The sequence below is a fragment of the Nonomuraea rubra genome, assembly GCF_014207985.1.
GTDB lineage: Bacteria > Actinomycetota > Actinomycetes > Streptosporangiales > Streptosporangiaceae > Nonomuraea > Nonomuraea rubra.
Genome location: NZ_JACHMI010000001.1, coordinates 9,874,884 through 9,897,396 on the forward strand (window position 1 = coordinate 9,874,884; position 22,513 = coordinate 9,897,396).

The 22,513-nt window shown below is 71.6% G+C and carries 21 protein-coding genes and 1 pseudogene; 12 read left to right on the forward strand and 10 right to left on the reverse strand.

All coding sequences use genetic code 11. The features are described 5' to 3' along the window. Window positions 1-178: 178 nt before the first annotated feature. Window positions 179-1,567, forward strand: coding sequence for a glycoside hydrolase family 16 protein (locus HD593_RS44935; RefSeq protein WP_185109025.1), 1,389 nt, complete (start codon window positions 179-181; stop codon window positions 1,565-1,567). Between the two features lie 60 nt (window positions 1,568-1,627). Continuing rightward, window positions 1,628-2,572, forward strand: a complete 945-nt coding sequence (locus tag HD593_RS44940) for an isopenicillin N synthase family dioxygenase (protein ID WP_185109026.1) — start codon at window positions 1,628-1,630, stop codon at window positions 2,570-2,572. Between the two features lie 117 nt (window positions 2,573-2,689). On the opposite strand, the pseudogene HD593_RS65605 reads toward HD593_RS44940, so the two are convergent. Together HD593_RS65605 and HD593_RS64790 are read right to left on the reverse strand one after the other, a co-directional pair. After that, window positions 2,690-3,151 (reverse strand): annotated as a pseudogene (locus HD593_RS65605) (bestrophin-like domain); the annotation flags it as partial. An 88-nt stretch (window positions 3,152-3,239) separates the two neighbouring features. After that, window positions 3,240-5,591, reverse strand: coding sequence for a GH1 family beta-glucosidase (locus HD593_RS64790; RefSeq protein ID WP_185109027.1), 2,352 nt, complete (start codon window positions 5,589-5,591; stop codon window positions 3,240-3,242). A gap of 92 nt (window positions 5,592-5,683) precedes the next feature. On the opposite strand from HD593_RS64790, the gene HD593_RS44955 reads away from it, so the two are divergent. The 3 genes from HD593_RS44955 (at window position 5,684) to rocD (ending at window position 8,308) form a co-directional block, all read left to right on the forward strand. Then, window positions 5,684-6,169 (forward strand): Lrp/AsnC family transcriptional regulator, encoded by a 486-nt coding sequence (locus HD593_RS44955; RefSeq protein WP_185109028.1) that lies wholly within the window; start codon window positions 5,684-5,686, stop codon window positions 6,167-6,169. Between the two features lie 124 nt (window positions 6,170-6,293). Beyond that, window positions 6,294-7,091 (forward strand): dimethylargininase, encoded by a 798-nt coding sequence (gene ddaH, locus HD593_RS44960; protein ID WP_185109029.1) that lies wholly within the window; start codon window positions 6,294-6,296, stop codon window positions 7,089-7,091. Between the two features lie 2 nt (window positions 7,092-7,093). Beyond that, the gene (gene rocD, locus HD593_RS44965) at window positions 7,094-8,308 is read left to right on the forward strand and encodes an ornithine--oxo-acid transaminase (RefSeq protein ID WP_185109030.1); all 1,215 of its coding nucleotides are present in this window, start codon (window positions 7,094-7,096) and stop codon (window positions 8,306-8,308) included. A 122-nt stretch (window positions 8,309-8,430) separates the two neighbouring features. Here the strand turns inward: rocD and HD593_RS44970 are convergent, their stop codons facing one another. The 4 genes from HD593_RS44970 to HD593_RS44985 all read right to left on the reverse strand — a co-directional run bounded on the left by HD593_RS44970 (window position 8,431) and on the right by HD593_RS44985 (window position 12,652). Beyond that, window positions 8,431-9,735: a CU044_5270 family protein gene (locus HD593_RS44970; RefSeq protein ID WP_185109031.1), complete on the reverse strand. Its 1,305-nt coding sequence runs from the start codon at window positions 9,733-9,735 to the stop codon at window positions 8,431-8,433. Then, window positions 9,728-10,303, reverse strand: a complete 576-nt coding sequence (locus HD593_RS44975; protein WP_312904176.1) for an RNA polymerase sigma factor — start codon at window positions 10,301-10,303, stop codon at window positions 9,728-9,730. The genes HD593_RS44970 and HD593_RS44975 overlap by 8 nt, the downstream gene beginning before the upstream one ends. A gap of 80 nt (window positions 10,304-10,383) precedes the next feature. Beyond that, on the reverse strand, window positions 10,384-11,100 hold the full coding sequence (locus tag HD593_RS44980) for a class I SAM-dependent methyltransferase (RefSeq protein ID WP_185109033.1): 717 nt from the start codon (window positions 11,098-11,100) through the stop codon (window positions 10,384-10,386). Between the two features lie 4 nt (window positions 11,101-11,104). Continuing rightward, window positions 11,105-12,652 carry an alkaline phosphatase D family protein gene (locus HD593_RS44985; RefSeq protein WP_185109034.1) on the reverse strand — a complete coding sequence of 516 codons (1,548 nt, stop codon included), beginning with the start codon at window positions 12,650-12,652 and terminating at the stop codon, window positions 11,105-11,107. A gap of 216 nt (window positions 12,653-12,868) precedes the next feature. Here HD593_RS44985 and HD593_RS44990 point away from each other — a divergent pair, with 216 nt between their 5' ends. Together HD593_RS44990 and HD593_RS44995 are read left to right on the forward strand one after the other, a co-directional pair. Further along, window positions 12,869-14,146, forward strand: coding sequence for a Glu/Leu/Phe/Val family dehydrogenase (locus tag HD593_RS44990; RefSeq protein WP_185109035.1), 1,278 nt, complete (start codon window positions 12,869-12,871; stop codon window positions 14,144-14,146). A 74-nt stretch (window positions 14,147-14,220) separates the two neighbouring features. Beyond that, the gene (locus HD593_RS44995; protein ID WP_185109036.1) at window positions 14,221-14,424 is read left to right on the forward strand and encodes a hypothetical protein; all 204 of its coding nucleotides are present in this window, start codon (window positions 14,221-14,223) and stop codon (window positions 14,422-14,424) included. A 173-nt stretch (window positions 14,425-14,597) separates the two neighbouring features. Here HD593_RS44995 and HD593_RS45000 read toward each other — a convergent pair whose 3' ends face one another. Then, window positions 14,598-15,044 carry a MarR family winged helix-turn-helix transcriptional regulator gene (locus HD593_RS45000; protein WP_185109037.1) on the reverse strand — a complete coding sequence of 149 codons (447 nt, stop codon included), beginning with the start codon at window positions 15,042-15,044 and terminating at the stop codon, window positions 14,598-14,600. Between the two features lie 47 nt (window positions 15,045-15,091). Here HD593_RS45000 and HD593_RS45005 point away from each other — a divergent pair, with 47 nt between their 5' ends. Genes HD593_RS45005 through HD593_RS45020 form a run of 4 tightly spaced genes read left to right on the forward strand, consistent with a single transcriptional unit; the run spans window position 15,092 to window position 19,474 of the window. Further along, window positions 15,092-16,171 carry a substrate-binding domain-containing protein gene (locus tag HD593_RS45005; protein WP_312904178.1) on the forward strand — a complete coding sequence of 360 codons (1,080 nt, stop codon included), beginning with the start codon at window positions 15,092-15,094 and terminating at the stop codon, window positions 16,169-16,171. Window positions 16,172-16,222: 51 nt separating this feature from the next. Then, on the forward strand, window positions 16,223-17,590 hold the full coding sequence (locus HD593_RS45010; protein WP_185109038.1) for an APC family permease: 1,368 nt from the start codon (window positions 16,223-16,225) through the stop codon (window positions 17,588-17,590). Then, entirely contained in the window at window positions 17,587-18,594 is a 1,008-nt protein-coding gene (locus tag HD593_RS45015) for an acetamidase/formamidase family protein (protein ID WP_185109039.1), read from the forward strand. Before HD593_RS45010 ends, HD593_RS45015 begins: the two co-directional genes overlap by 4 nt. 55 nt (window positions 18,595-18,649) lie before the next feature. Continuing rightward, complete coding sequence (locus HD593_RS45020) at window positions 18,650-19,474, forward strand: trypsin-like serine peptidase (protein ID WP_185109040.1); 825 nt, start codon at window positions 18,650-18,652, stop codon at window positions 19,472-19,474. Between the two features lie 46 nt (window positions 19,475-19,520). On the opposite strand, the gene HD593_RS45025 is transcribed toward HD593_RS45020, so the two are convergent. Genes HD593_RS45025 through HD593_RS45035 form a run of 3 tightly spaced genes read right to left on the reverse strand, consistent with a single transcriptional unit; the run spans window position 19,521 to window position 21,699 of the window. Next, on the reverse strand, window positions 19,521-20,435 hold the full coding sequence (locus HD593_RS45025) for a Gfo/Idh/MocA family protein (protein ID WP_185109041.1): 915 nt from the start codon (window positions 20,433-20,435) through the stop codon (window positions 19,521-19,523). After that, the gene (locus tag HD593_RS45030; protein WP_185109042.1) at window positions 20,432-21,343 is read right to left on the reverse strand and encodes an NAD-dependent epimerase/dehydratase family protein; all 912 of its coding nucleotides are present in this window, start codon (window positions 21,341-21,343) and stop codon (window positions 20,432-20,434) included. Before HD593_RS45030 ends, HD593_RS45025 begins: the two co-directional genes overlap by 4 nt. Before the next feature lie 2 nt (window positions 21,344-21,345). Next, window positions 21,346-21,699 (reverse strand): YrdB family protein, encoded by a 354-nt coding sequence (locus HD593_RS45035; RefSeq protein ID WP_185109043.1) that lies wholly within the window; start codon window positions 21,697-21,699, stop codon window positions 21,346-21,348. 115 nt (window positions 21,700-21,814) lie between these two features. Here HD593_RS45035 and HD593_RS45040 point away from each other — a divergent pair, with 115 nt between their 5' ends. Further along, a complete protein-coding gene (locus tag HD593_RS45040) occupies window positions 21,815-22,507 on the forward strand; it encodes a TetR/AcrR family transcriptional regulator (protein WP_185109044.1) in 693 nt (230 codons plus the stop codon). Window positions 22,508-22,513 lie beyond the last annotated feature (6 nt).

Sequence of the window (22,513 nt, forward strand, 5' to 3'; positions counted from 1 at the left end):
GCCCTCCTCTCCCCCGTACGGCGCCGCACACCCGTGCGGCGCCGTATTTCTTTCTCCGGGAAGCTGTTCGAGAGCGCTCTCCAGCGCCTTCGCCACATTCTTGACAGCCGGTAAACGCTGTGCTCAGATCTTGGAGAGAGCGCTCTCTCCAGCGCTCAGGCACCCCCCGGGAGAGAGTATGACAACAGCGATCCGGCACCGGCGGCGCCTGGCGGCCGTCGCCGCGGCACTCGTGGCGCTCAGCGGCCTGCTCGTCAATCTGGCCGTCAGCGCCTCGGCCAGCGTCCCGTCCACCCCGTCGGGCTGGTCCCTCGTCTGGTCCGACGACTTCAACGGCGCCGCCAACACCCTGCCCTCGTCGAACAACTGGATCATCGACACCGGCCACTCGTACCCCGGCGGCCCGGCCAACTGGGGCACCGGCGAGGTCCAGAACTACACCTCCAGCACCGCCAACCTGAGCCTCGACGGCTCCGGCAACCTGCGCATCACGCCGCTGCGCAGCTCGTCCGGCGAGTGGACCTCCGCCCGCATCGAGACCAGGCGCGCCGACTTCAAGCCCGCCGACGGGCGCATCCTGCGCATCGAGAGCCGCCTGCAGATGCCGAACGTGACCGGCAGCGCCGCGCTCGGCTACTGGCCGGCGTTCTGGGCGCTCGGGGCGCCGTACCGGGGCAACTACTGGAACTGGCCGGCGATCGGCGAGTTCGACATCATGGAGAACGTCAACGGCATCAACTCCGTCTGGGGCGTGCTGCACTGCGGCGTCAACCCGGGCGGCCCCTGCAACGAGACCACCGGCCTGGGCGCCAGCCGCGCCTGCCCCGGCTCGACCTGCCAGTCGGCCTACCACACCTACCGCTTCGAATGGGACCGCAGCGTCAGCCCCAACCAGCTGCGCTGGTACGTGGACGGGCAGCAGTTCCACGGCGTCAACCAGTCCCAGTTCGACGCCACGACCTGGAACAACATGACCGGCCACGCCGGCTACTTCCTGCTGCTCAACGTGGCCATGGGCGGCGCCTTCCCGAACGCCCTGGGCGGCCAGACCCCGACCGCGGCCACCGTCCCGGGGCGGCCGATGATGGTCGACTACGTGGCCGTCTGGCAGAGCGGCACCGGCGGCACCGATCCCACCACCCCGCCGGGCGGCGTCGACGCCCGCTCCACCATCCAGGCCGAGCGCTACCAAGCCCAGTCGGGCACCATCGTCGAGACCACCACCGACTCGGGCGGCGGCCAGAACGTCGGGGCGATCACCAACGGCGACTGGCTGCGCTACGACGGCGTCAACTTCGGCTCCACGCCGGCCACGCAGTTCAGGGCCAGGGTGGCCTCCGGCGCGGCGGCCGGGGTGAGCGGCCTGGTGCAGGTCCGCCTCGACAGCCCGACGGCCCCGCCCATCGGGGACTTCGCCCTGGCGAACACGGGCGGCTGGCAGAGCTGGCGCACGATCCCGGCCAACATCTCCGGGGTGACGGGCACGCACACGGTGTACCTGACCTTCTCCTCGGGCCAGCCGGCCGACTTCGTCAACGTCAACTGGTTCACGTTCGCGACCTCCTGATCAGCGGCACGCCCGGGCGGGGAACCCCTCGCCCGGGCGTTTCCGGGCGACAATGGTGCGATGAGCGCATTGCCGGTCATCGACATCGCCCCGCTGCTCACGGCGGGCCAGGACAGGCAGGCAGTCGCCGGCGCCATCGGCGCCGCCTGCCGGGAGCACGGCTTCTTCTACGTCTCGGGCCACGGCGTGCCGCCCGCGCTCATCGCGCGGCTCGACGCCGCGAGCAGGCGTTTCTTCGCGCTGCCCGAGCCCGTCAAGAACGAGATCTCCATGGAGCGCGGCGGCCGGGCGTGGCGGGGCTACTTCCCCGTCGGCGGCGAGCTGACCTCGGGGCGGCCCGACCTGAAGGAGGGCGTCTACTTCGGGGCCGAGGAGCCACCGGGCGCCGTGCCGCTGCACGGGCCGAACCTGTTCCCCGCCCAGGTGCCCGAGCTGCGCGACGCGGTGCTGGAGTACCTGCGCGCGATGACGGGCGTGGGGCAGGCCGTGATGGGCGGCATCGCGCTGAGCCTGGGGCTGGCGGAGGACTACTTCCGCACGGGCTACACGGCCGACCCCACCATCCTTTTCCGGATATTTCACTATCCGCCCGGGCAGGCCGACGACCCCGACACCTGGGGCGTCGGCGAGCACACCGACTACGGGCTGCTGACCCTGCTCCTCCAGGACGGCAACGGCGGCCTCCAGGTCCGTACGGCCACGGGCTGGATCGAGGCGCCCCCGGTGCCGGGCACGTTCGTGTGCAACATCGGCGACATGCTCGACAAGCTCACCGGCGGCCAGTACCGCTCCACCCCGCACCGCGTACGCAACCGCAGCGGCAACGAACGCCTCAGCTTCCCGTTCTTCTTCGACCCCGGCTGGGACAGCGAGGTGCCGCCCCTCCCCTACGCCCCCGGGCGCCGCTGGGACGGCCAGGTGGACTTCACCGGCACCTACGGCGAGTACCTGCTGTCCAAGGTCTCCAAGGTCTTCCCGCACCTGTTCGAGCAGCAGCGGCTCTGAGCACGGATCAGCCCGGCGGGCGGAACCACCGGCCGCCCCACGAGGTGTAGAGGCCCTGCAACAGGTCGAGCCACTCGCGCCTGGTGCGGAAGACCGGAAACGGCGCAGCGCCCCGATCAGGATCAGCGCGAGCGTCAGCATGCCCGCCAGGGTCATCGTGAGGAACAGGTGCAGCCTGTGGCTGTTCGCGTCGAACAGGCAGAGGGTGACGACCGTGAGCACGGAGCCGAGGTAGAGCATGACCCACATCAGCGGCGACACGCTCTGGCCGGCGTCGTTGAGCCGCTGCCGCCTGTTGTCGCCCAGCTCGTTGAGTCGGGTCACGGAGCGGTCGTAGAGCGGGCTGGCGCGCTGCTTGGCCTCCATGTCCGTGTAGACGGTCCACAGCTCCACCAGCGCGGCGTGGGCCCGGGTGCTCGACGCTCCGCGCGCCATCAGCGACCACTCCTCGTGGATCACCAGGCGCAGGTAGGTGCGCGCCGCGTCCTGCACCTGGCGCTGCTCGTCGACCCGTACGTGACCGCCAGCACCGCGAACATCGCGAGCTGCGCGACCGTGCCCGAACGACCCGGCAACCACGCCCTGCGAGCACCGCCGCTCTCCCCGACCACAAAGACCACACTAAGAGTGATTCATCGATCACTCAAGGTGACAGTCGTGTGCGGCGTCAGGCCGACTCCCTCACGACGAGCCGGGTGGGCAGCACCACGGACGTCGTGTGCCGGCCCTCCAGCCGGGACAGCAGCAGCCGGGCCAGCGCCAGCGCCTGCTCGGCGACGGGCACCCGCACGGTGGTGAGCGCCGGGGTGGTGACCGAGGCGGCGTCCACGTCGTCGAAGCCCACCACGGCCAGGTCCTCGGGCACCCGCCGGCCCAGCTCGCGGGCCGCCTCCAGGGCGCCGATGGCGAGCTGGTCGGTGGCGGCGAAGACGGCGTCGAGCGACGGCGAGTCCGTCAGGAGGCGGAGGGTGGCGGCGGCGCCGGCGGCTCGGGTGAGGTCGTCGGCGGGCGCGAGGTGCGGGGTCAGGCCGGCCCGCTGGAGCGCCGCCCGGTGGCCTGCCAGCCGGTCCTGGACGGTGACCAGGTCCATGGGCCCGCAGACCATGCCGATGCGGCGGCGCCCGCGGGCCAGCAGGTGCTCGGTGGCCGCCGCGGCGCCGCCCGCGTTGTCCACGTCCACGTACGGGACCAGCGACGCGATCGGCGGCTTGCCCAGCAGCACGAGCGGCACCTCCGTGCGGGAGAGGCGCTCGGCCAGCGTGTCGCCCCGGTCGGGCGGCAGCAGCACGACCCCGTCCGCCAGCCGGGCCTCGACGTGCGCGGCGATGCGCCGGTGGCTCTCGGCCGTGTCGGCGAGCATGAGCGTGATCTGCTTGCCGGCGCCCTCCAGGAGGCTCGTGACGTACTGGACGACGGCGGCGGTGAGCGCGTCGCCGCCCTGCCGGGGGACGGACAGGACCAGGGCGATCGCGTTGGTGCGGCGGGTCACGAGGCTGCGGGCGGCCAGGTTGGGCACGTAGCCGAGCTCCTTGACGGCCCGCATGACCGCGGCCCTGACCTCGGCGCTCACGGACGACTCGCCGTTGACGACCCGGGAGACCGTCGCCCTGGAGACGCCCGCGCGGGCGGCCACCGTCTCCAGCGTGGGTCTGCGGGGCCGCGTCTCGGCCAGCCCGTTGCGGGCGATGACGTCGCGGTACCACAGCGCGCTGTCCTTCATCCGCCGCCGCTGGGTGGCGAAGTCCACGTGCACGAGGCCGAACTTGCGCTGGTAGCCGTCGGCCCATTCGAGATTGTCGAGCAACGTCCAGACAAGATATCCGCGCACCCGGGCGCCGTCGTCGATGGCCGCGCGCAGCGCGCGCAGGTGCTCCTCGATGAAACTGATCCGCTCGACGTCGTGGATGCCGTCGCCGGTAACCACGTCCACGAAGTCGGCGCCGTTCTCGGTGACCATCAGATCGAGGCCGGGATAGTCGCGGGAGATGCTGCCGAGGAGCAGGGAGAGGCCGTTCGGCACGATCGGCCAGCCCATGGCGGTGACCGCCGTCGGAATGGTGCAGAAGAGGATTCCCTCGCTGCCCGGATAGGCCGCGTCGGCGGGCTCGCTGGGCTGCGCCTGGACGACCAGCGGGGTGTAGTAGTTGACGCCGAGCAGGTCCACGGGCTGGGCGATGGTCTCGAGGTCGCCGTCGTGGACGTGGTCGAGGCCGGCGTGCCGCTCGATGACGGGCAGCAGCTCGGCCGGGTACGCGCCGCGCAGCGCCGGCTCCAGGAACTGCCGGTTGGCCAGCGCGTCGATCCTGGCCACGGCCGCCGCGTCCTCCTCCGACAGCTCCCTGCCGAAGTCGCTCACCTGGGCGGGCGTCATGACGGGCGAGATGTTGAGCACGATACCGACCTTTTCGGCCCCGGCGGCGCGCAGCGCCTGGGCGGCCAGGCCGTGGCCGAGCAGCATGTGGTGGGCGGCGCGGAAGGCGTCGGCGGGCGACTTGCGGCCCGGCGCGTGGATGCCCGACCCGTAGCCGAGGAACGCCGCCACCCACGGCTCGTTCAGCGTGAACCAGGTGTCCACCCGGTCGCCGAGCCGCTCGTGCACGGCGGCGGCGTACTCGGCGAAACGCACGGCCGTGTCGCGGGCCGGCCAGCCGCCGCGGTCCTCCAGCGCCTGCGGCAGGTCCCAGTGGTAGAGCGTGGCGTAGGGCGTGATGCCCGCGCCGGCCAGCTCGTCGAGCAGCCGGTCGTAGAAGTCGAGCCCGGCCGCGTTGGGCTTGCCGTGCCCTTCCGGGAAGATCCGCGCCCAGCTCACCGAGAACCGGTAGGCGGCCATCCCCAGCTCTTTCATCAGCCGCACGTCTTCGGGATAGCGGTGGTAGTGGTCGCACGCCTCCGCCCGGTCGGCGGAGAAGCCGTCCCAGATGGACGGGAGCCGGCCGTCGGCGGTCGTGGCCCCCTCGATCTGGAATGCCGACGTCGAAACTCCCCACACGAAACCCTCGGGGAAGCTCGTGATGCTCATGCTGGCGAATGCCTTTCGGTTACGGCTGTCCCGCCCAGTCTCCCGCGTGCCGCTCGTCGCGCGCCAGACTGGCCAGGCGGTATACAGAGCCCGTGGAACTGGACCAGCTCGATCGTGACATCATCGCGGCCCTCGTCGACGACGCCCGCCAGACCTACGCCGAGATCGGCCAGCAGGTGGGGCTGAGCGCGTCGGCGGTGAAGCGGCGGGTGGACCGGCTCCGCGAGACGGGGGCGATCACGGGGTTCAGCGCGCGGGTGTCGCCGCAGGCGCTCGGCTGGACGACCGAGGCGTACGTCGAGCTGTTCTGCCAGGGCAAGACGAAGCCGTCGGACATCGCGCTGGCCGTCAACAGGTTCCCCGAGGTGGTGGCGGCGGCCACGATCACGGGCGAGGCGGACGCGCTGCTGCACATCAGGGCGACGGACGTGCGGCACGTGGAGCGGGTGATCGAGCGCATCGCGGCGATGGCGTTCGTGGTGCGGACCAAGAGCTCGATCGTGCTGTCGAGGCTGGTGGACACGCCTCCGGGCGCCGCCGTGCCGGAGGCGCGCAACGAATCCGCCACTCCGGGCTGAGAGACGCAACAGACGCGCGCCAAGACGCAATGTCAACCCCTGGCCTGCGCAAACACCGGTTTCTTAGGCTGTGCTCAGCCCCTGAGATGGGGATTTCCCTGCTTAACAGCCGATGGAGTGCTGCATGCCCAAACACTTCCTCATGTGCCGTCCTGAGTACTTCACGGTCGAGTACGCCATCAATCCGTGGATGCATCCCGAGGCCGGCGCGGACCGCGACCTGGCGGTCCGGCAGTGGGAGGGCCTGAAGGCGGCGTACGAGGAGCTCGGCCACCAGGTCAGCCTGATCGACCCGATCGACGGGCTGCCCGACATGGTCTTCGCCGCGAACGGCGCCCTCGTCGTGGGCGGCCGCGCGTACGGCGCCCGCTTCGCCTACCCGCAGCGCGGCCCTGAGGGCCCCGCCTACCTGCGCTGGTTCGCCGAGCGCGGCTACCCGACGCTGGAGCCGGCGCACGTGAACGAGGGCGAGGGCGACTTCCTCACGCTCGACGACGTCATCCTGGCCGGCACCGGCTTCCGCACGGACGTGGTCGCCCACCAGGAGGCGCAGGAGTACCTGGGCCGGCCGGTGATCTCGCTGACGCTGGTGGACCCGCGCTTCTACCACCTGGACACGGCGCTGTTCCCGCTCGACGGGCGCAACGTCGCCTACTACCCGGACGCGTTCTCGCCGGGCAGCCTCGCGGTGCTGCGCCGCATGTTCCCCGACGCGGTGATCGCGAACGCGCGCGACGCCGAGGTGCTCGGGCTCAACGCGGTCAGCGACGGCACGAACGTGGTGATCAACGCCGAGGCGTCCGACCTTCAGCTGGAGCTCAAGCGGCGCGGGTACGAGGTCATCCCGGTCGATCTGTCGGAGCTGCGTAAGGCGGGTGGCGGCCCCAAGTGCTGCACACTGGAGATCAGGGGGGAAAACTGATCATGACCACCAGCGCAGAGCTGATCGAAGTGAGCGAGCGCCGCAGCGCGCACAACTACCATCCACTGCCGGTGGTGATCCACGAGGCGCACGGCGCGTGGGTCACCGACGTCGACGGCAAGCGGTATCTGGACTGCCTGTCCGGCTACTCCTCGCTCAACTTCGGCCACGGCCATCCGAAGATCATCGAGGCGGCGAAGGAGCAGCTCGAACGCCTCACGCTGACCAGCCGCGCCTTCTACCACGACCAGTTCGCGCAGTTCTGCACCGGGCTCGGCGACCTCACGGGCAAGGACATGGTCCTGCCCATGAACACCGGCGCCGAGGCCGTCGAGACGGCCATCAAGGTGGCGCGCAAGTGGGGGTACGAGGTCAAGGGCGTCGAGCCCGAGCAGGCCAACATCATCGTGATGGAGGGCAACTTCCACGGCCGCACCACCACGATCGTCAGCTTCTCCACCGACCCGGAGGCGCACGACAACTTCGGGCCGTACACGCCGGGCTTCCGGCTCGTCCCCTACGCCTCGATCGAGGCGGTGCGGGCGGCCGTGGACGCGAACACGGTGGCCGTGCTGGTCGAGCCGATCCAGGGCGAGGCCGGGGTGCTGGTGCCGCCGGACGGGTACCTGAGCGAGCTGCGGGCGCTGTGCACGGCCGAGGGCATCCTGATGATCGCCGACGAGGTGCAGTCGGGGCTCGGGCGTACGGGGCAGACGTTCGCGTGCGACTACGAAGGGGTCGTGCCGGACATCTACGTGCTGGGCAAGGCGCTGGGCGGCGGGGTGGTGCCCGTGTCGGCCATCGCCGCCGACCGCGAGGTGCTCGGGATCATCCATCCGGGGCAGCACGGGTCCACGTTCGGCGGGAACCCGCTGGCCTGCGCGGTGGCGAACGCGGTCATCGAGATCCTCAACACCGGCGAGTTCCAGGCGCGTGCCACGAAACTCGGCGAGGTGCTGCACGCGAAGCTGCGCGAGCTGATCGGCCAGGGCGTGCTGGAGGTGCGCGGGCGCGGGCTGTGGGCCGGCGTGGACATCGACCCGTCGATCGGGACGGGGCGCGAGGTGTCCAAGGCACTGATGAAGCGGGGCGTGCTGGCCAAGGACACGCACGGCTCGACGATCCGGCTGGCGCCGCCGATCGTGGTCTCGGAGGAGGACCTGCTCTGGGCGATCTCCCAGCTCGCCGACGCGCTGTACGAGCTCAAGAGCGCCTGATTCTTTACGGCACCGCGGACCAGGGCCCACCCACCGCACGTGGCTGGGCCCTGTCCAGGGAGACGCTCCTCCGGTTCACGGGGCCGCGCGCCGTTACGGCGCGAACTTGACCGTCTCCGTGGTCAATCCGTAACCGTCGGCACCGGGCTGGCCGTCCGGACGCCGGGAGCAGGCTCCGGTACCGCGCTGACCGTCGGCGCGTAGGGAGCCGGTGAGGCCATCTCCGCGGGCGCGCTGGCAACCGGTGACGCGGTCTCCGCCGGCGCGCTGGCAACCGGTGACGCGGTCTCCGGCGGCGCGCTGGGGACCGGTGAGGCCGTCTCCGCCGGCGCGTCGGGCGCCGGTGACGCGCTGGCCGTCGGGGTTCCGGGGGCCGGGGACTGCGGTGGCGTACTGGCCGTGACCTCGGGCTGCGGCATGCAGGTCGCGTCCCCCCGCGCCTGAGCGGCCTCCTCCGGCAGCCGGTCCACCACCGTCACGCTGAGCTGCGCCGTCAACGCCAGGACGCTGCCCTTCGGCGCGTCCCCGCCCTCGGTGACGACCTCCTCCCGCTCGCCCAGGTACATGAACGTCGCCGGGTCGAAGATGAGCTGTGTCTCGGTCCCGCGGAGGCCCTGCCTGGCCAGCGCCACGCCTTCGCGCCCGGACGCGTCCTCGACCCCCTCCTTGACCCGGACGCCGGGGATGGTCTTGATCGCCTCGAACAGCGCCTGGCGCTGCGCCCTGGGCAGGTAGGTCTCCGTGAACAGGCCGCGGGCGTGGTCGAGCGCCGAGAGGTCCCGGTCCTGGCCCTTGCCACCGGCCAGCCGGTAGAGGCGCTCGCGCAGGGCGGCGGGGTCGGCGGGGAGGGTGCTCAGGTAGGCGTAGTCGGTGCGGTACTCGCCCAGGCTGCCGGGGCAGGCGGCGAGCGTGTCCCAGGAGGTGCCCTGCCAGCCGGTCTTCTCGGCCTCGGGCAGCTCCTCGCCCGGCCACGGCCGCGGCTCGCGGCCCTCCATCATCAGCAGGCCGTTCGCGCTGCCGTCCACCGACTGCCAGATCTTCCTGTGCGAGCGGTACAGGTGCCGGGTCGCCTCCTTGCCGTCGGCGCCCATGGTGAACGAGCCGTACATCGTCTCGGACTCGACCAGGATGAACTGGCCGGGGCGCGGATCGAGCTCGCCGGGCGTCACCTCGGCCGACTGCGTCGCCGAGGTGGCGGGGCCGGGGCCCGCCCCCTGGTTCGACAGGGCCACGGCGACACCGCCGACGAGCACGACCGTCACGCCGAACGCGGCGGCGGCCTGCCAGCCCAGCCGCGGCAGCCGGAACCGGCCGCCACCGCCGCGCGCCTCCGCCAGCAGCCGCTCCCGTGCCCGGGCCCTGGCCTCGGCCCCGTACGGCGGCGCCTCCGGCCGTCCCTCTGCGAACACGCGGAACTCGTCATCCATGCTGGGGCTCCTCTGCGAAGGGGTCGGTGCCGCCGAGCGCCCTGCGTACCTTGACGCGGAGCCTGTGCAGCCGGGACCGGACGGTGCCGACGGGCACGCCGAGGGCGAGCGCCGCCTCCTCGTACGTCAGGTCCGCCCAGGCCACCAGCAGGAGCAGGTCCCGCTCCGCCGCGCTGAGCCGGGTCAGCGCCCTGGCCAGGCGGGGCTGGAGCTGCTCGGCGGTGACCCGGTCGGCGCTGCGGTCGTCGAACGTTCCGGGGCGCTCCACGCTCATCCTGGCCGTCGCCGCGGTACGCCGCCGCTCCGCCCTGCGGTGCTGGGAGACGACCTTGGTCGCGATCCCGTACAGCCAGGGGCGGGCGTCGGGCCAGGAGGTGTCGTAGCGGGCCCTGCCGCGGAAGGCGGCCAGGAACACCTCGCCGGTCACGTCGTCGGCCAGCTCGGCCCCGAGGCGCCTGGCGGCGTACCTGTGGATCTCGTCGGCGTGCCGGTCGAACAGCGCCGCGAAGCTCTCGGGCGCGCCGATCGAACGGGCGATCAGCGTCGAGTCGTCGAGCGTGTCAGGCACATCCTGAACTCCCACCACGTGGCCGGTCCTCTCTCGTGCGGTCACCCTGTTGTTGGCCGCACGCCGGAGACCGGTTCCCACTATTTCGGCATCCGCCAGACCTGCATGCCGTCCGGGGCGTCGCCCTGCTCGAACCCGGCCTCCTTCAGCTCCGCCACCAGCACGTCCCCGGAGGGCCAGTGGGCGGTGGTGACCAGCTCGTCCTCGCTGATCAGCACGTCACGCCGCCTGATCCGGTACCGGAACCGCGAGGTGACCCGCTCCCCCTCGGCCTCCAGCACCTGCCCGGCGATCTCGTACGTGTGCCTGCCGACCTCGTAGGAGCCCATGACCCGCGGCTCCCCCGGCACGGCGGGGGCGCGGTCGCGCCAGTTGAACACCAGCCGCCCGCCCGGTTCGAGCTGACTGCCCAGCACCCGCCACAGCCCGGCCCGCTCGGCGGCGGGGAAGCTCTGCAGCACCGAGATCATCACGACGGCCTCGGCGGGCTCGTCCACGTCCACGTCCAGCGCCCCGCACGGCAGCACCGTCACCCGGCGCAGCGCCTCGGGGTCGGTGGCCAGGCGGGAGACCAGCACGGAGCGCATGCCGAGCGACGGCTCGACGGCGTGGATCTCGGCGGGCGTGACGCGGAGGAGCAGCTCGGTGATCAGCCCGGTGCCCGCGCCGATCTCGATGACGCTCCGCCGCACGTCCGCCAGCAGCGGTGGCAGGAGCTCGCGGACGACGGGCACGTGGCCGTCCTCGTGCCAGAGGTCGTAGAAGGGGACGGCGGGGGCGTAGGTGTCGTCGTGCATGGGCTCAGCGTAGGCGGGCGGTGTCGATCGGTTTGACCACTTCGCCGGTGGAGCCGTACCAGGTGACCTGGTCGGGGAGGGTGAGCGTGGCCAGCGCGTTCTGGAACCACGGGCCCTTGGTGATCTTCCAGCGGAACGGCGGGCGCGGGACGCCCGCCAGCCGCGCCAGCAGGCTGCCGACCAGCGTGGCGATCGAGAACTGGGTGAAGACGTTGGCCCAGCGCAGCAGGCGGCTGAGCGGGTTGCGGATGGGCGAGCAGACGATCTGGAAGACCGGGCCCCTGTCGGCCCTGGCCAGGTAGGAGTAGTGCACGTCGCCCGAGAGGATCAGCACCGGCTTGCCCAGCCCGATCAGCAGCTTCGCCAGGTCGTCGAACGAGCGCCGGAACGCCGCCCAGTGCTCCAGGTCGATCGCCTGGCGGAACGTCTCGGACCACCGGCGCACCAGCGGGCCCCACTTGCCGTCGCTCAGGGCCTCGTTCCAGTTCTGCACGCCGTGGACGCCCTCGGGGAGCAGGAACGGGATCGACGAACCGATGATCAGCCGCTCGGCGGGCCGGCGTACCTGCTCCTCCAGCCAGGCCCACTCCCCCGGGTCGAGCATGCGCCGGTCGCCGGGCGTGAGCTGCCTGGCGCAGCGGGTGTCGACCATGATCAGGCGGGCGGGGCCGAGGTCGCGGGCGTAGCTCCAGCGGTTGCTGCTCGGCTCGGCGTCGGCCCGCTCGGCGAACGCGTCGAGCGCCGCCCCGCCGTCTCCGGCCATCAGCTTGGCCAGCAGCTCGTCCCCGGCGCGCTCGGCGGGCGAGAGGTTGCCGAGGTGCTGGTAGACCCAGTACGCCCCGAGCCCCGACACCACCCGGTGCCGCCACCACGGAGTCTTCGCCATCTGCTCGCGCCAGGGCTGCGAGGTGTTCCAGTCGTCGCGCAGGTCGTGGTCGTCGAAGATCATCGCGGTCGGCACGGTGGACAGCAGCCAGCGGATCTCCGTCTCGGTCCACGCCTGGCGGTAGAGCTCGGCGTACTCCTCGAAGTCGGCGATCTCCCCCTGCGGCTCGGTGCTCCTGCGGGAGCGGATGTAGGCGAGCATGTCGGGCGAGGGGTTGTCGGCGTAGACCTGGTCGCCGAGGAGCAGCAGCAGGTCGGGCCACTCCTCCTCGCCCGCCTCCGGCAGGTGCTCGCCGAAGGCGCGCAGCACGTCGTCGCCGTGGGTGCGTACGTGGGCGGCGTCGTGCGGCACGCTGGTACGGCACGAGCCGAACGCCAGCTTGCGCACCCCCTCGGGCGGCAGCAGCCGGATCCGGCTCGGCGGGCGACCCGCCATGGGCCATACCTGCTCCCCGTCGAGCGTCACCGAGTACGACGCGATATCCTGGGACAACTCGACGAGATCCACGATCGCGTAGTGGTGTCCGTGCACGGTGAAGGTAGGCGACCGGTAAGACCTGCCGTCCGCCTCCACGGTGACCGTGCAGGGTTCGGCGGTCTCCACCCAGATCGAGGCGCTGTCCGAATCGACGTATCTCAGCATCGGCCCCACCACCAGTGCGGGCATTCCACTCCTCAATTCGTCGAACCGTCACACTCTCGCTCCGCAAGCCTGCCAGAGTGGCACGGTCCACAGCACTCGATCAGCGGCTTGGATTTCTACCAATAACTAGGCAACGTCAAACGCCCCGCTCTAGGATGATCGTGACAACAACGCCCAAAAGGGGAAGGCAACGGCGCTTTTCCCGCAAATAGGGCGTACATACCGGGAGGAACCTCTTCCATGAGCATCATGGTGCCGTCAACGACGCCGGCCCTGATCACCCCGGGCCGCCAGGCCCTCGACTCCGCTCTCCACCAACTCGACCAGGCCGCCGGGCACCTCGGGCTCGACGACGGGCTCCGCACCATGCTGGCCACGCCCCGCCGCTCGCTGACCGTCTCGGTCCCGGTGCGGCGCGAGGACGGCCGCCTGGACGTCGTCCAGGGCTTCCGCGTCCAGCACAACGTCTCGCGCGGCCCCGCCAAGGGCGGCCTCCGGTTTCATCCCGGCACCGACATCCACGAGGTCACCGCGCTCGCCATGTGGATGACGTGGAAGTGCGCGCTGGTCGGCATCCCATACGGCGGCGCCAAGGGCGGCGTGGCCGTGGACCCGGCCGGGCTCACCACCCGGGAGCTGGAGCGGCTGACCCGCCGCTACGTCAGCGAGATCCTGCCGCTGATCGGCCCGGAGAAGGACATCCCCGCGCCCGACGTCGGCACCGACGAGCAGACCATGGCCTGGGTCATGGACACCTACAGCGTCAGCGCCGGCTACTCGGTGCCCGGAGTGGTCACCGGCAAGCCGATGACGCTGGGCGGCTCGCTCGGCCGCACCGGCGCCACCTCGCGCGGCGTGCAGATCGCGGCGCTGGCCGCGCTCGGCCGCTCGCCCGAGGGCGTGACCGTCGCCGTGCAGGGCTTCGGCAAGGTGGGCGCGCTAGCCGCGCAGTACCTGTCCGACGCCGGGTGCAAGGTCGTGGCGGTGTCCGACGTCACGGGGGCGGTGTACTCCGCCGGCGGGCTGGACGTGGCGCGGCTGCGCGCGTACGCGGCCGAGACCGCCGGCGTGCGGGGCTTCCGCCACGCCGACGCGCTGTCCCACGACGACCTGTTCGAGCTGGACGTGGACGTGCTCGTCCCGGCCGCGCTCGAAGGCGTGATCACCGAGGCCAACGCGCCCAGGATCCGCGCCCGCCTCGTCGTCGAGGGCGCCAACGGCCCCACCACGCCCGAGGCGGACGAGATCCTCGCCGCCAACGGCACCACGGTGGTGCCCGACATCCTGGCCAACGCGGGCGGGGTGATCGTGTCGTACCTGGAGTGGGTGCAGAACATGCAGGCGTACGCGTGGAGCTCGGGCGAGATCGAGCTCAAGCTGCGCGACCTCATGCTCGGCGCCTTCTCCGAGGTCACCTCGCTGGCCGCGGAGCGCGGCCTGACGCTGCGGCAGGCGGCGCACGTGATCGGCGTGGGCCGGGTGGCCGAGGCGCACCAGATGCGCGGCCTCTACCCGTGAGCGCTACTTAAGTAGCACGGGGCTCGCCCAAGGTTCGATGCCGGGGCGGGCCCCGCGTTGCGATCGTGGACGGCATGAGAGGGATCATCCAAGTCGTCGCCGTGATCGCCGTCATCCAGGGGCTCGGCGGGTTCATCGGACGGATGTGGTTCGGCAACGAGTGGGGGTTCCTGCACCGGCTCGTGGAGCTGCCCCTGCCCGCCTACCTCGGGGTGGCGCTGGCCGGGGTGGTGGCGCTGATCTGGGCGGACACCGCCAAGAAGCGCGACCGGGGGTGAGGGCTCAAGGTCACAGGCTTTTGGGAACCCCCACGGGCGAGGCGCCGATATGCGTGTCGGAGACCCGCTGCGCTCACCGTAGGTCACGCATCCCGTCCCGCCGTGCCGAAGTGACCGTCCGCGACGGCGGCGGCCCGTGGGGGTTCCCAGGAGCTTGTGGCTTTGAAAGCGCCTCACATGCGCAGCTCGGCGTAGTCCAGGGCCTCGACCAGGCTTTCCAGGTCGCGCATCAGCCGCTCCGTCCGCTCCCGTCCGAACGCCAGCGCGATCACCGCCTGCTGCTCCGCGACGGCCCCGTCCACCCGGGCCAGCAGCTCGACCCCCCGGCCCGACACGAAGACGGCCACCCTGCGCCGATCCCCCTTCGCCGGCCCGCGATACACCAGCGCCCGGTCGATCAGCCGGTCCACCGCCTTGGTCAGCGTCGGGTGCGGCATCAGCACGGCCTCGGCGAGCTCCCCCATCGACTCGCCCCGGCCGTCGGCCAGCGCCCGCATGATGCGCCACTGCTCGACCGTCACGTCCTCTCCGGCGAGCACCGCCGCCAGCCCCCGGTTGACGCCGCGCTCCGCACGGCTGAGCAGGTAGGCGAGTGAGGACCCGAGCCCAGAGGTCGTCATGGTGAGGTCCTTTCGACGGGGAGCTAGAAGGGAGGATACTCGTCGGCGTGGCGGCGACCGTCGATCCTCTCGAAGCGCGGCTCCTCCCTTCCGGCTCGATCAGGATCGGCCTGATCGTCCCCGTGTCCGGGGTGCTCGGCCTGATGGGCCCGTGTGCGATCAACTGCGCCGTGCTGGCGTCCGAGGAGGTCAACGCCCGGGGCGGGGTGCTGGGCCGGCCGGTCGAGCTGGTCCTGATCGACGGCGGGCGGCCCGCCGGGCAGGTCGCGGCCGAGGTGGCCGGCCTGGTCCGGTCGGGCACGGTGCAGGGCGTGGCGGGCGCGCACGCGAGCGACGTCCGGGTGGCGGTGGTGGCGGCGATCGCGGGGCGGGTGCCGTTCGTGTACGCGCCGCCGTACGAGGGCGGCGGGCGAGCGCCGGGCGTCTACTTCCTCGGTGAGACCCCCGACCGGCAGCTCGCGCCGGGCATCGAACGCCTGGCGGGCCCGCGCCGGGCGCGACGGTGGTACCTGCTCGGCAACGACTACGTCTGGCCGCGCCTGGTGCACGCCAGCGCCCGCAGGCGGCTGCGCGCGGCGGGCGCGACGGTGGTGGGCGAGTGTTTCGTCCGGTACGGCGAGGCGGCGAGCCGGCTCGGCAGGGTGGCCGACGCCCGCCCCGACGCCATCCTGCTGACGCTGATCGGCAGCGACCTGGTGGCCTTCAACCGGGCGTTCACCTCGTCGGGGCTGCGAGCCGCCCGGCTGTGCGGGGCGCTGGAGGAGCACGGCCTGCTGGGCATCGGCGGCGACGCGACCGGCGAGCTGTACGCGTCCATGGGCTACTTCCGCGACCTGCCGACCCCGGCCAGCCTGGACTTCTCCCAGCGGTACGCGGCCAGGTTCGGCGAGGACGCGCCCATGCTGAACGCCCACGGCCACGGCTGCTACGAGGCGGTGGCGATGCTGGCGGCCCTGTGCGCGCGGGCGGGTTCGCTGGCGGTGCCCGAGCTCGACGCCGTGGCCGACGGCACCACGATCACCAGTGCCCGCGGCACGCTGACGCTGCTCGACCGGCAGGTACGCCAGCCCGTCCACCTCGGCAGGGCCGATGGCCTGGACTTCTTTCTGGAGAAACCTTTTCAGTAGAAAGCTTTGGCTCTAAGGTGCCAATCGCCCCCCAAGCACTAGGAGCCGTACATGAGCAGCGTCGAGCAGTTCGGCTACCGCCAGGAGCTTCAGCGCTCCCTCGGCTTCGCCGACCTGATGATCTATGGCTTGATCTTCATGGTGCCGATCGCCCCGTTCGGGATCTTCGGCAACGTCTTCGCCGTCTCCCACGGGATGGTGGCGCTGGCCTACGTCATCGGCCTGGTGGCGATGGCGTTCACGGCCCTGTCGTACGCGCAGATGGCCCGCGCCTTCCCGATGGCGGGGTCGGTCTACACCTACGCGGGACGTGGCATCGCCGCCCCGGTCGGCTTCATCGCCGGCTGGGCGATCCTGCTGGACTACGTGCTGGTGCCCTCGCTGCTCTATCTGGTGGCCAGCGCGGCCATGAACTCGTTCGTGCCGGTGATCCCCATCTGGGGCTGGCTCGTGATCTTCGTGCTGCTCAACACGGTCGTCAACTACCTGGGCATCCAGATGACCGCCAGGATCACCCGGATCATGCTGGTCGCCGAGCTCGCCGTGCTGGCGATCTTCCTCGTGGTCGGCGGCGTCGCGCTGGCCCAGGGCAAGGCGCAGACGGGCGCGCTCACCCCGCTCTTCGAGTCCTCCTCCTTCACCTGGAGCGTGGTGCTCGCCGCGGCGTCGGTGGCCGTGCTGTCGTTCCTCGGCTTCGACGGCATCTCCACGCTGGCCGAGGAGAACCGCGAGGACGCCAGGCGCCTCGGCCGCTCGATGGTGGCGGCGCTCGGCGTGGCGGCCGTGCTGTTCGTCGTGCAGACGTGGGTGGCGGCACTGCTCACCCCGAACCGGGCGAAGCTGATCGCCGAGGGCGACGCCGCCGGCAGCGCGTTCTACGACACCGCGGCGTTCGCGGGCGGGCAGTGGCTGTCGGTGCTCACCGCCGTGGCCACCGCCATCGCGTGGGGCTTCGCCAACTCCCTGGTCGCCCAGGCGGCCACCTCGCGCCTGCTGTTCGCCATGGGCCGCGACCGGCAGCTCCCCCGCTTCCTGGCTGTCGTCGACCCCAAGCACAAGGTGCCGGTCAACGCCACGCTCGCGGTCGCCGCCATCTCGCTGATCCTCGGCGTCTACATGAGCACCAGGGAGAACGGCATCGGCGAGCTGGCCTCGCTGGTCAACTTCGGCGCCATGAGCGCCTTCCTGCTGCTGCACATCGCCGTGGTCGTCCACTACCTGATCAGGCAGCGCAGCCGTAACTACTGGGCGCACCTGGTCGCGCCCGTGATCGGCTTCGCCGTCCTGGTGGCCGTCGTGATCAACCAGAACGTCGCGGCCCAGTGGGTCGGCGGCATCTGGCTGGCCCTCGGCCTGGTCGTCCTCGGCGGCTCGTACCTGATGGGCCGCAAGCCCGCACTCCCCACGGAGGTCAAATGAACGTCGTCTCCTTCCGTCCCGAGCCGGAGGAGCTGAGCTACACCTTCGGCGGCCGGCCCGCCGTCGGCAAGGTACGCCCCGGCACGATCCTGGAGCTCTACACCGAGGACTGCTTCGGCGGGCGGGTCCAGACCGTGGACGACCTGCCGTCCCGGGTGTGCGAGTTCCCGTACCTGAACCCGGTGACCGGTCCCTTCCACGTCGAGGGCGCCGAGCCGGGCGACACGCTGGCTCTCCACTTCATCAAGATCACCCCGGCCAGGGACTGGGCGGTCTCCACGACGTTCCCCCACTTCGGCGCGCTGACCGGCACGCACACCACGGCCATGCTGCAGCCGCCGCTGGAGGAGCGGGTCTGGCGCTACGACATCGATCTCGACAGGAACGTCGCCGTCTACCACGCCCGCAACAGCGACTTCAGCGTCGCGCTGCCGCTCGACCCCATGCACGGGACGGTCGGCGTGGCCCCCGCCGCGAACGAGGCCCGCATGACGATCACGCCCGACGCGCACGGCGGCAACATGGACACCCCCGAGCTGCGCGCCGGCGTCACCGTCTACCTGGGCGTCAACGTCGAGGGCGGGATGTTCTCGATCGGTGACGGCCACGGGCTGCAGGGCCACGGCGAGGTGTGCGGGACGGCGGTGGAGTCGGCCATGAACACCGTGGTCGCGGTCGAGCTGATCAAGGGGGTGGCCACGCCGTGGCCGCGCCTGGAGGACGACCTGCACCTGATGTCCACCGGATCGGCCAGGCCGCTGGAGGACGCGTACCGGATCAGCCAGCACGACCTGGTCACCTGGACCTCCGAGCTGACCGGCCTGGACACGCTCGACGCCTACCAGCTCGTCAGCCAGGCGGGCCAGGCGCCCGTGGGGAACGTGTGCGACACGAACTACACGATGGTCGCCAAGCTGCCCAAGGCGTATCTCGGCGGGGCGCCGGGCGTCTACGAGTCTGCGCACGCCCGGCTGCGCGCGCTGGGTTCCCAGTACACGACTTAGTAAACCCTCATGTCGCAGGTCAGAGGGCTGATCATCTTCGGCCTACAGTGGCAGGGTGCTCAGGTTGGCTCTGTCTCTCGCCCTGCTCGATCCAGCCGCCGTCGCCGAGGTGTCCCAACGTAACGTCCCCGTTCCCCGCGTGCTCACCCCTGACGGCGACCGCCTGGGCTACGCGCCGGTCCCGCGCCCCTACACGGGGGCGCGGCGGCTGACCGGGGTGCTGCTCGGCCACGATCCGGTCGCCAAGACGGACGTGTTGTGCGGTGGCACGGTGATCGGCTCGCGCAGCCGCAGCCTGGTGCTGACGGCCGCGCACTGCCTGTATCACAACGGGCGGCTGCTCAGGCACCTGGCCTTCCTGCCCGGGTTCGACCGGGGGCGGCCGCCGCTGGGGGTGTGGCCGGTCGTGCGGGCGTGGGTGCCGGCCAGGTGGCGCAGCAGGCCGTACTCGTCGGAGCTGCTGCCGTACGACGTGGGGCTGGTCGGCGTCGCCGGCGGCAAGCGGCCGCTGGAGTCGGTCACCGGGCGGGGGTTGTCGGCGATGCGCACGAGCAGGGGCACCGGGCTGCGCGGGCTCGAACTGCTCGGCTACCCGGCGGGGCGGGGGTATCCGGGGACGAAGATGTACCGGTGCGTGGGTGACGCGGTCGAGGGGGTCTCCGCGGGGCCCGGGCTGATGGTCACGCGCAACTGCCACGCCGCCGCCGGTGGCAGCGGCGGCCCGGCCCTGTACGGCGGGGCGGTGGCGGGTGTCGTGTCGTCGTCCAGCCCGCTGAACGACGACAAGGGTTACACGGTGCTGACCCGGCTGGGGGGAAGGCCGTTCGAGCGGATGTTCGCCAGGGCCGACCGGGAGATGCGGCTCAGGCCCACCGGCTGACGCCGCCGAAGCCCCGGCTCAGCCGGCCGCCTGTCCCCGTACGGTCTCAGCCGGCCGCCTGGGCCTGCTCGGTCTCGGTCGCGTGGCGGACGATCTCCTCGCAGAGGGCGTGGGTGGCCAGCGCGTCGGCGGCGTCGAGGCGGCGCCCGTCGCGCACCGCCGACAGGAACTCCAGGCAGATCTGCTCGATCCCGCGCTGGCTGGCGACCGGCACCCAGTCGGGCCGCCGGGCGAGCGTCTCGCCGCCCTGGTAGTCGATGACGTCGCCGAGGTTGACCACCCGCCGCTTGGCGCCGTCGCCCATGGCCGCGCAGCTCTCCTCGGCGGCGCCGCTCATCCGGTTCATGATCCCTAGGGCGGTGAAGCCGTCGCCCGACAGCTCCAGGACGATGTGCTCGATGAGGCCGTCCCTGACGCGGGTCCTGATCGTGGTGCCGGTGACCGGGCCCGGCGCGAGGAACCTGAGCGTGTCGGCCACGTGGATGAAGTCGTCGAAGATGGCCCGGCGCGGGAAGTCGGGCAGGTTGTGCCGGTGCTTCTCCATGAGGACGAGGTTCCGGGGGTGGGCGGCCAGCTCGGCGTACCCGGGGGCGTGCCGGCGGTTGAAGCCGACCATCAGGGATCTGCCCTCCGCCTCCGCGAGGCGGACGAGCTGCTCGGACTCGGCCAGGGTGTAGGCGATCGGCTTGTCGACGTAGACGTGGATGCCGGCGCTGAGCAGCGGTTCGACGATCTGCGGGTGGGCGTCGGTGGCCGCGTGCACGAACGCCGCGTCCACCCCGGCCTTGATCACCTCGTCCACGCTGGTGGACCGGGCGGCGATCCGGTAGGTGTCGCCGAGCCGTTGCAGCCGGGCCTCGTTGCGGGTGCAGAGGTGCAGGTCGAGAGCGGGCTGGGCGGCCAGCACGGGAAGGTAGGCCTTCTCCGCGATGTCACCCAGACCGATCATGGCTATCTTCATCCGTCGAGCGTAGCCTTGAGCGCCGCGTCGACCGGGGTAGGCGCGGCGCCGAACGTCCGCTGGAAGGCCGAGGAGTCGAGCACGTACGGCGCGGTGAACTGGTAGCGGACGTGCTTCATCTCGCCGAGCATGGGCGAGAACAGCCCGGCAGCCCGGAGCACCGGCCACGGCATGGCACGCAGCCGGGGCTCGGGGGCGCCCACCACGGCCGCCATGCGCCGCGCCATCTGACGGAAGGTCAGCGGCTCCGCGGTGGGCACGTGCCACGGCCTGCCCCAGGCCCGCTCGTCCGCGCCCGCCGTGATCATCGTGTCGGCCACGTCCGGCAGGTACGTCCAGCTGTGCGGCAGGTCGACCGGCCAGACGGACATGATCGTCTTGCCGGCCCTGAGCGGCACGGTGAAGCGGTCGCCCAGGTAGGACTGGTCGGTGGCGCCGGGGCCGTAGTAGTCGGAGCCGCGGATCTCGGTGGCCCTGATCCGGCCGGCCTCGTGCGCGGCCAGCGCGTCGGCCCACATCTGGGCGCGTACCCGGAACTTGGGGTTCGGGGAGGAGAGCGGCAGGTCCTCGGTCATGGGGCCCGTGACGGGCCCGTACGGGTAGAGGTTGCCGAGCATCACGTAGACGGCGCCGCTCGCCTCGGCGGCGGCCAGGAACGACGCGGCCATCGGCGGCCAGTCGGTGAGCCAGCGGTGGTACTTCGGGTTGACGCAGTTGTACAGGACGTCGGCGCCCCGGGTGGCCTCGATCAGCCGGTCCTGGTCCGCGACGTCGGCGGCCACCTTGACCGCGCCGGCCGGGCCGCTGCCCGACCGCGTCACCACCACGACCTCGTGGCCCTGGGCGAGAAGCTTGCCGGCGAGGTGCGCGCCGACCTGACCTGAACCCACGACGACGTGCTTACCCATGATCAGACCTCGTTCCAGACGATGCGGAGAACCGCGTTGAGGATGAAAAGTGCGGAGAAGATGGCGGCGGAGGTGACCAGCCCGGAGGCGTAGAGCGCGAGGGCGCCGCCGCCGAACCAGAGGATCTCCAGCGCGGCGCGGGCCAGGCCGGTGAGCGGGTACGTGGCGTTCGCGCCGCCACCCGCCCCGAACAGCGCCCAGGCCGTGATGAACAGCGCCGGGCCGCCGAGCCCCGCCAGCAGTTTGACGCCCCAGTTGCCGCTGACCGTGAAGCCCCAGTAGGCGACGGCGGCCAGCACGCCGAGCTCCAGCAGGAACATCAGCAGCGCGTTGGCGTTCTTCGCAAGGGTGAGCATGGGGGCCTCCGGGTGGGGGATGTTCCGCTTACGAGAGCAATGCTCTCTCATGAGAGCATCAGTCGTCAAGAGCAGTGCTCTCGTTTTTTGGCACCGCTCTGGTAATCTGATGCTCATGACAGCCAGCCGCACTGCCAGAGAACGCGTCAGGGCCGAGCTCACCAGAGAGATCACCGACATCGCGCGCCGCCAGCTCGCCACCGAGGGGGCCGGCGGCCTGTCGCTGCGGGCGGTGGCACGGGAGATGGGCATGGTCTCCTCGGCCATCTACCGCTACTTCCCGAGCCGCGACGACCTGCTCACCGCGCTGATCATCGACGGCTACAACGCGCTCGGCGAGGCCGTCGAGCGCGGCGAGGCCGCGGTCTCCCGCGAGGACCACCTCGGGCGATGGCTGGCCGCCTGCCACGCCGTACGCGAGTGGGGGGTGACGCATCCCCACGAGTACGCGCTGATCTACGGCTCCCCCGTCCCCGGCTACCAGGCCCCGCAGGACACGGTCGAGGCCCGCATCCGCGACGTGGCCGTGCTGGGCCGGCTCATGTCCGACGCCTGGCAGGCGGGCGCGGTGCGCGCGCCGGACGAGGAGGCGCCGCGCGAGCTGGAACCCGACGTGACCGGGTTCCGCGAGCTCATGCCGGGGGTGCCCGACAACGTGATCTGGCGCGCGCTCACCGCCTGGACGACCCTGTACGGATGGGTCAACTTCGAGGTGTTCGGCCAGTTCAACAACACGATCGAGGACCGGCGGGGCGCCTTCGGGCACAGCATGCGGGTGACGGCGGGGACGATCGGGCTTGCTCAGTGAGACTTA